This is a genomic window from Pseudomonas sp. NDM, assembly GCF_003105095.1.
Taxonomy (GTDB): Bacteria; Pseudomonadota; Gammaproteobacteria; order Pseudomonadales; family Pseudomonadaceae; genus Aquipseudomonas; species Aquipseudomonas moraviensis_A.
The window spans coordinates 1-7969 of record NZ_QETJ01000197.1 but is presented as its reverse complement, the minus strand read 5'-3'; the positions used below and the strand labels follow the sequence as shown (position 1 = coordinate 7969).

At 60.9% G+C, this 7969-nt stretch carries 8 protein-coding genes; 5 read left to right on the top strand and 3 right to left on the bottom strand.

Annotated features, from left to right (window positions below):
• On the bottom strand, positions 1 to 212 hold a 212-nt coding region (locus DCO47_RS27415), incomplete at its 3' end, for a DUF188 domain-containing protein (protein ID WP_177434376.1).
• Positions 213 to 285: 73 nt separating this feature from the next.
• A complete protein-coding gene (locus DCO47_RS24110; RefSeq protein WP_116659076.1) occupies positions 286 to 2184 on the bottom strand; it encodes an FTR1 family protein in 1899 nt (632 codons plus the stop codon).
• A gap of 168 nt (positions 2185 to 2352) precedes the next feature.
• On the opposite strand from DCO47_RS24110, the gene DCO47_RS24105 reads away from it, so the two are divergent.
• The 5 genes from DCO47_RS24105 to DCO47_RS24085 all read left to right on the top strand — a co-directional run bounded on the left by DCO47_RS24105 (position 2353) and on the right by DCO47_RS24085 (position 7119).
• Complete coding sequence (locus DCO47_RS24105) at positions 2353 to 3756, top strand: COG3014 family protein (protein WP_116659075.1); 1404 nt, start codon at positions 2353 to 2355, stop codon at positions 3754 to 3756.
• Between the two features lie 206 nt (positions 3757 to 3962).
• A complete protein-coding gene (locus tag DCO47_RS24100; RefSeq protein ID WP_042607098.1) occupies positions 3963 to 5357 on the top strand; it encodes a COG3014 family protein in 1395 nt (464 codons plus the stop codon).
• Positions 5358 to 5373: 16 nt separating this feature from the next.
• Entirely contained in the window at positions 5374 to 5745 is a 372-nt protein-coding gene (locus tag DCO47_RS24095) for a YcfL family protein (protein WP_016772611.1), read from the top strand.
• 36 nt (positions 5746 to 5781) lie between these two features.
• Positions 5782 to 6369 (top strand): penicillin-binding protein activator LpoB, encoded by a 588-nt coding sequence (gene lpoB / locus DCO47_RS24090; protein ID WP_039757415.1) that lies wholly within the window; start codon positions 5782 to 5784, stop codon positions 6367 to 6369.
• 3 nt (positions 6370 to 6372) lie between these two features.
• Entirely contained in the window at positions 6373 to 7119 is a 747-nt protein-coding gene (locus tag DCO47_RS24085; RefSeq protein ID WP_116659074.1) for a penicillin-binding protein activator LpoB, read from the top strand.
• Positions 7120 to 7179: 60 nt separating this feature from the next.
• Here the strand turns inward: DCO47_RS24085 and DCO47_RS24080 are convergent, their stop codons facing one another.
• Positions 7180 to 7812: a LysE family transporter gene (locus tag DCO47_RS24080; RefSeq protein WP_083353802.1), complete on the bottom strand. Its 633-nt coding sequence runs from the start codon at positions 7810 to 7812 to the stop codon at positions 7180 to 7182.
• Positions 7813 to 7969 lie beyond the last annotated feature (157 nt).

Below are 7969 nucleotides of genomic sequence, written 5' to 3'. Positions count from 1 at the left end.
AGATAATCATCCGCCGCGTCCGGCCCGCTCGGCACTACGATCAGTTTGACGATGGCCAAACCCGGTTTGATCTGCGGCTGCCCGGCCACCAGGACCACTTCGAACTGGCGCTTGCGGGCGAACTTCACCACCAGATCCTTCGCCGCCCGCGGACAGGCGTCGGCATCGATCCATACACGCCTGTTCTTGCCTCCAAAAAAATTCGCGAGCAGGCTCGCTCCCACAGGATACAGACCGAACCTGAGGGAGCGAGCCTGCTCGCGAATATGAGCGCAGCGAATGCTTTCAGGCAGCCGAAACCCGGCGCTTCTCCGCCACCCAACTACGCCCATACAACACCACAATCGCCACAATCGCTATCGCCTGCGCAATGAGCGAATAGGCATCGGCGTGGATCCCCAGCCAGTCGAATTCAAAGAACGCCACCGGCCGCGTGCCGAAGATCCCGGCTTCCTGCAAGGCCTTCACGCCGTGCCCGGCGAAGACCACCGACAACGCGCACAGCAGCGCGGCATTGATGCTGAAGAACAAGGTCAGCGGCAGCTTCGCCGAGCCACGCAGAATCACCCAGGCCAGACCGACCAACAAAACCAGAGCCGTCGCGCCGCCGGCCAGCACGGCGTTGTGCCCGGCAGGCCCGGCCTGCAACCACAGGGTTTCGTAGAACAGGATCACCTCGAACAGCTCGCGGTACACCGAGAAAAACGCGAGGATCGCGAAGCCGAAACGTCCACCGCCGCCGACCAGGCTGCTCTTGATGTAATCCTGCCAGGCCGCGGCATGACGCCGGTCATGCATCCACACCCCAAGCCACAGCACCATGACGCTGGCAAACAGCGCAGTGGCGCCTTCCAGCAGTTCACGCTGCGAACCGCTGACATCGATCACATAAGCCGCCAGTGCCCAGGTGCCCAGGCCCGCCAGCAATGCCAGCCCCCAACCCACGTTGACGCTGCGCACCGCTGACTGCTGGCCGGTATTGCGCAGGAAAGCGAGGATCGCCGCCAGCACCAGAATCGCTTCCAGGCCTTCACGCAGCAGAATCAGCAGGCCGGAGATGTAGCTCAGCGACCAGCTCAAGCCATCGCTGCCCAACAGGCCGGCGGACTCCTTGAGCTTGGTCTTGGCCGCGTCCAGACGCTGCTCGGCCTGCTCGACGGGCAGGCCGTCCTGCAGCGACTGCCGGTACGCCATCAAGGATTTTTCGGTGTCCTTGCGAACGTTGGCATCGACGTTATCCAGCGAGCTTTCCACCAGTTCGAAGCCTTCCAGATACGCCGCTACCGACAGGTCATAGGCCTGATCGTGCTCACCGGCGCGATAGGCCGCGAGGCTCTTGTCCAGCGTGGCGGCGGTGTAATCGAGCAACTGCGCCGGGCCGCGTTTGACCTGCGGTGGTTGTGCGCGCTGGGCACGGAATGTCGCCGCGATCTCTGAGCCCTCGGCTGCCTGCACTTCGGCCGGGGTCTGGCGGGCCAGATCGGCGATGTTGTAGACCTTGGCGGACTTGGCCGCTGCCGCATCGGCACTGAAGCCGGCGATATAAGTAGCCAGATCCCAACGCTGGCGATCATCGAGCTGATCGGCGAACGCCGGCATGTCGGTGCCTTCGACGCCTTGGCCAAGGGTGCTGTAGATCGCGTACAGGCTCAGGTGATCCATGCGCGCGGCGTCGCGCAGGTTGGCTGGCGCTGGGGTCAGGCCGACGCCGGCCGGGCCGTCGCCAGCGCCTGTATCGCCGTGGCATACCGAGCAGTTCTGCGCGTACAGCGGCGCACCGCGCGTCGGGTCCGGGGTAATGATCGGCGCTTGGCTGACTTCATACGCCACGGCCAGTTTCGCCCCCAACTGTCGGGCCTGACGCGCAACATCGGCGCCATCCTGCTTCGCACTGATCGCGGCGTGCAAAGACTTCACGCCCTGCTCCAGCGCGACTTTTTCGGGTTTGGCTGGCAATGCGCTAATCAAGCCTTGCAGAACCTGGGTGAACTCCAGCTGTTCACGGTATTCACCATCGTCGATGACCTTGCCTGCCGCGACCGTCGGCGGGTAGTCGGCACTGATGTAATCGAGCAGGTGCAGCGCTTGCGGCGCGCCTTCCACGGTATCGGCCAGCAGCGGCAGGCTGCTCAGGGACAACAACGGGAACAGCAGCCAGGCCAGCAATCGGGACGAGGCAGTCATGAACGAATCTCAAATGGAAATGCGAAGTTACATATTGTTCACTTCGCAGACGTTTCTCTCAAGCTTTGTCGGTGCTTACAGGGAATGATTCATATCGTTGAAGCGATGTGCCACCATCAGCTCCAATAACGTAAATGCTCCCGCTTTGTTCAAGGAAGACCCCACTCAATGCGCCCTTGCCTTCTGCTTCCCCTGCTGCTGACCGCTATTGCGCAACTGGCGGGTTGCGCGGCTTATCGCAATTACGATCTGGAGCTGGAACAGACCACCGAGCAATTGAAGCAAGGCAATGTCGCCGGCTCACTGGCTTTGCTTGAAACACATAACCCGGACGAGCAAAAAGATCTGCTCTATTACTTCGAGAAAGGCGCGGTGTTGAGTGCGGGCGGCGAACTGCCCCAGAGTCAGGTGGCATGGCGCAGTGCCGAGCAAATGGTGGTCGAGCGCCAGGACACCATTGAAACCACCGGCGACAAACTCTTGGCTGCCATGGGTAATCACTGGGGCAGCATCATCAATGACAAGTTGCGCCGCTACGACGGCTATGACTATGAAAAAGTCATGCTGACCACGCAGATGGCCCTCAACCAGCTGGCCGTGAATGATTTCGACGGCGCCCGCGCCGACATCAAGAAGACCCATGAACGCGAAGCGCTGATCGCCCGGCAGCGCGAGCTTGAATATGAGCGCGTCGAAGAGGTAGCGAAAAAGCAGGGCGTGCGCGTGCACTACAAGGACCTGCAGGGCTATCCGGTAGTCATGCTGGACGCGCCGGCGGTGATCGCCTTGAAGAACGGTTACCAGAGCGCGTTCAGTCACTACCTCGCGGGCTTTACCTATGAAGCGCTCGGGGAAAAGAATCTCGCCGCGCCGGGCTATCGCCAGGCCATCGAATTACGCCCGGACCTGCCGTTCTTCCAGCAGGCATTGCGTGACCTCGACAGTCCCGGCCTCAAGGGTGACGAAAGTGACGTGCTGATCATCGTGCAAAGCGGCCTCGCTCCTGCACGCAGTTCGCTGCGTGTGCCGTACCCGGTGAAGCTGGCAGACGGTCAGGTCATTGTCGCCAACATCTCGTTCCCGGTGATGGTGCCCGACACTTCAACGCCGTCGTTCAATCAGATCGGCATCGATGGACGGCAGAAGAAACTGATACCGGTCAACAGCATCACCGACATGTCCTTGCGTACGCTGCGCGATGACATGCCCGGCATCATCCAGCGCACCACCTACCGAGCCTTTCTGGCAGCCGATGTGCAAGCCACCGACAACCGACGCGACCCGAGCAAAGCATCGTACGTGACCCATTGGGATGGTTTCGAACAGGCCGATACGCGTACCTGGCGCACACTGCCCAACCTGACTCAGGTGCTGCGCCTGCGCCTGAAGAAAGGCGAACACGCGATCACCCTGCCCCACGTCAACAACGCCGCGCCGCTGAAGATCCGGATTGATCAGAACCGCCAGGTCATCACCCTGCGCGCCCTCGGCGATCGGGTTTTCGCCAATGGCAGCGCGTTCGGACCCGGTAAAACAGCGGCCGAACGCGTCGTGAGCAAGTTGCCTAAGTGATGGCACGACCGTTCGTTAAGCCATCAAAAAGACATTACATAGCCACCACCCAACGCTTATAATGCCGCGCCCTCGCCCAGCGAGCCGGCACCAAAGCTCCTCTCCCGTGAGGAATTGGCAGGAGGCCAGCGCCGCCGTCGATAGGTCACACCAGCCCGACCAGCACCCGCGGCTGCAAGTTTTCGTCACTCAGGGAAGAAGTACCCATGGCATTCCGCGCTCCCATGCTGCTCGCGCTCAGCGCCGTCACGCTGTTGTCCGGCTGTGCAGCGTTTCGCAACTACGATTCCGAACTGGCCCAGACCAACCAGCAACTGGCTTCCGGCAACGTCGACGCTGCTCTGACCCTGCTGGAAAAGAACAACACCGGCACCGATAAAGACCTGCTCTATTACTTCGAGAAAGGCGAACTGCTGCGCGCCAAGGGCGACCTGTCGGGCAGCCAGAACGCCTGGGGCAGCGCCGATCAGGTGGTCGGTCAGTGGGAAGACGCGGTCAAGCTCGACTCGGCCAAGTACCTGGCACAGTTCGGCAGCTTCATCGTCAACGACAAGGTGCGCCGCTACGAAGGCTATGACTATGAAAAAGTCATGCTGACCACGCAGATGGCCCTGAACCTGTTGGCGGTCAACGATTTCGATGGCGCCCGCACTGCGATCAAAAAGACCCACGAACGTGAAGCGGTGATCGCCGACCTGCGCGACAAGGAATACCTCAAGAGCGAAGAACAGGCCGAGAAGGAAGGCATCAAGACCCAGTACAAGGATCTGCAGGGTTATCCGGTGGCCAGTCTCGACGCACCGGAAGTGGTCGGCCTGAAAAACAGCTACCAGAGTGCGTTCAGCCATTACCTCGCCGGCTTCGTCTACGAAGCTCTGGGCGAGAAGGATCTGGCTGCGCCGGGTTATCGCAAAGCCGCCGAACTGCGCCCGAACACACCGCTGCTCGAGCAGGCGCTGGTCAATCTCGACAAGCCTTCGAAGTCTGACGACAGCGACATTCTGATCGTGGTCCAGAGCGGTCTGGCCCCGGCGCGCGACTCGATTCGCGTACCGCTGCCGCTGCCGATTTCCAACAACGTGGTGATCACCCCGTTGTCGTTCCCGATCATCAAACCGGACACCTCCACCGCGCCGTTTGCGCAGATCGGCGTCGACGGCAAGCAGGTCGACCTGACCGCGCTGAACAGCACCACCGCCATGTCCCGCCGCGCCCTGCGCGATGACATGCCGGGGATCATCGTCCGCACCACCGTACGCGCGATCACCAAAGGCGTGGCGCAGAAGCAGATCAACGAAACCAACCCGCTGGCCGGCCTTGCCGTAGGCATTTCTTCAGCAGTGCTCGAAGGTGCCGATACCCGTACATGGCGCACCCTGCCGGACAACACCCAAGTGGTGCGTCTGCGCCTGAAAAAGGGGGAGCATCAGGTTACCCTGCCGAGCGCCGTCGGCGGCTCGGTGGTCAGGGTCACCGTCGATCAGCGCTATCAAGTGGTCAGCCTGCGTGCCGTGGGCAACCAGGTATTCGCTGGCGGCATCGCTGCCCACGTAATGCCGAGCGCTGGCGCGACCAACGTCGCCAGCCTCAAACAACCTTAAGAACGGAGTCTTTGCAATGCGCTTGAAGATCATCGCCGTCGCCGCCCTCGCCTTGCTGGCAGGCTGCGCCACCCCGCCACCGCCAGAGCCGGGCAGCGCCGCGAGCAAAGTCGTGGCCATGGGCCCGCAGAAACACATCGTCGTCGGCGCCATGCGCGTCGCCCGCGAAAACGGCTTCATGACCGTCAACGTGCAGCTGAGCAACACCCTCAACAGCAACAAGATCTTCTACTACCGCTTCGCCTGGCTTGGCGCCGAAGGTTTCCCGGTTGCCGAAGAAGAAGTCTGGAAAAGCCAGATGATGTACGGCGCCCAGACCAGCTTCATTCAGGCCATCGCCCCGACCCCGAAAGCCGTGGATTTCCGTTTGGAAATCAAGACGCCTTAAGCCCGCCACCCTATTTCTGATTGAGAGAGCTTTCTCATGTTTGCACGCTTTTCCTGCATCGCCGTCATCGCCCTGCTCGCCTCCGGTTGCGCCAACACCTCGCCGACTCTGGGCAGCAAGAACATCAGCTACGGCGACACCAAAGCGGTTGAAACCGTGACCAACGAATTCGGTTCGACCGACCTGCAAATGATCGCCGAGTCGATGACCCGCTCGCTGGCCCAGTCCGGCATCCTGCAGGGCCGTCCGGTGGTTCAGGTCTACGACGTGAAGAACAAGACCAGCGAGTACATCGACACTCGCGAAATCACCACCAGCATCAAAACGCAGTTGATGAAGACCGGTGTCGCGCGCTTCGCCAGCGACAACAATGCGATGCAGAGCCAGGTTGATCAGCTCAAGCTGCAGAACCAGAGCGGTCTGTACAAGAAAAGCACCGTGGCCAAGACCGGCAACATGATCGCTGCCAAGTACCGCATCGAAGGTTCGATCAGCTCGATCGTCAAGCGCAGCAGCGATTACAAGGACGTCTTCTACAAATTCAGCCTGCAGTTGATCGACGTTGAAAGCGGTCTGGCCGAGTGGATGGACGAAAAAGAGATCCGCAAAACCACGGAGCGTTAATCGATGCGCACATGGATTGGCATGATGGCCCTGGCTTGCGCGTTCAGCGTGCAGGCGGCCCCGAAAGTGGCGGTGACGGATCTGGCGTATCAGGAGCGCGTGCAGCAATACATCCACATCGTTTCGGCGCAGAGCAATCACCGCGAGAGTTACTACAGCGCCAGCGGATCTTCGAGCTACAACGAGATCGAAGCGACCACCAGCTACATCGAACAGGGCGAGTTGCGCAAATTCACCGGCGACATCAAGGGTGAAATCCTCCGTACCGGCATGTTCCAGCTGGTGCAGGGCACGCCGTACACCGCGTCCTCCAAGGGCGATGTGTATGACGTGATCAAGCGCATCAAGGCCGGCAACTTCAAAGGCGCCGACTACGTGCTGTTCGGCACCGTGTCCGACATCGATTTCACCCAGGACATCAACGAGCTGGCGCACACCGACAGCTATTCGGCAGTGCTGGGCCTGACGCTGGTGGCGGATTTCAGCCTGATCAACACCAAGACCTACGAGATCACCTCGGCCTTCACGGCGATGGGTGAAGCGCAGGACACCAAACTGGTGAACCATCGCGACATCAAGATCTCGCTGAACCGCCCTCGAGTGGTGCGTGAGGTGTCCAAAGCTTTGGGCGAGGACGTGGCCGGGCAATTGAGCATGCAACTCGGTGGCGGTGACGCTTATGAGCAGCCGCGTGAAGCGCCGCAGCGCAATAATCTGCCGCGTGATACGGCGCCGGTGATCCTGCGCTGACTGACCGAGAGAAACAAAAAAGGCGACCCGCAAAGGTCGCCTTTTTTCTGCCCGGGCGGTTTACGCCGCCGCTTTGCGCAACGTCGCCATGAACGCCGCCGCGCCAATGAACAATCCGGCAAAGGTGCGGTTCATGCGCTTCTGCTGCTTGGGCGTGCGCAGCAGGCGCAGCACCTTCGACGCCAGCCCGGTGTAGCCGGCCATGACGATCAGATCGACGAACACCATGGTCACGCCGATCACCACATATTGAATCAGCAGCGGCGCGTGAGGGTTGATGAACTGCGGCAACACCGCGAGCATGAATATCAAAGCCTTGGGGTTGCTGATGTTCACCAGAAAGCCACGGAATACCAAGGCCAGCGGCTTGCCGATCGGCCGCACCGCGGCGTCATCGCTCATGTCCATGGGCAGCGCCCGCCATTGCTTGATCGCCAGGTAAACCAGATAGGCGACACCGAACCATTTGATCGCGTGGAACGCCGTGGCCGAAGCGGTGAGCACAGCGCCAACACCCGCGCCGACAATCGCGATCTGCATCGCCAGACCGATCTGCAGGCCCAGCGCGTTCCAATAGCCGCGCCAGAACCCGTATTGCAGGCCGCTGGACATCGACGCAATGGCGCCCGCGCCCGGGGACAGACTGATCACCCAGCAGGCGGCAAAGAATGCCAGCCATGTTTGAAGCTCCATCGCATACCTCGCCTGATGCTTGTGACAAATGCCTAAGCTAATGCGGCTTCGTGGGGATGACTACCGATTTCTTGCTGAATGTTGCAGGTGTTGCTGATGGCCCCTTCGCGAGCAGGCTCGCTCCCACAGGAGAACGCATTTCGATTGTGGGAGCGAG

Coding starts and splice junctions, on each gene's coding strand:
- DCO47_RS24080 (WP_083353802.1), bottom strand. CDS start 7,812: ATGGAGCTTCAAACATGGCTGGCATTCTTTGCCGCCTGCTGGGTGATC.
- DCO47_RS24085 (WP_116659074.1), top strand. CDS start 6,373: ATGCGCACATGGATTGGCATGATGGCCCTGGCTTGCGCGTTCAGCGTG.
- lpoB (WP_039757415.1), top strand. CDS start 5,782: ATGTTTGCACGCTTTTCCTGCATCGCCGTCATCGCCCTGCTCGCCTCC.
- DCO47_RS24105 (WP_116659075.1), top strand. CDS start 2,353: ATGCGCCCTTGCCTTCTGCTTCCCCTGCTGCTGACCGCTATTGCGCAA.
- DCO47_RS24095 (WP_016772611.1), top strand. CDS start 5,374: ATGCGCTTGAAGATCATCGCCGTCGCCGCCCTCGCCTTGCTGGCAGGC.
- DCO47_RS24110 (WP_116659076.1), bottom strand. CDS start 2,184: ATGACTGCCTCGTCCCGATTGCTGGCCTGGCTGCTGTTCCCGTTGTTG.
- DCO47_RS24100 (WP_042607098.1), top strand. CDS start 3,963: ATGGCATTCCGCGCTCCCATGCTGCTCGCGCTCAGCGCCGTCACGCTG.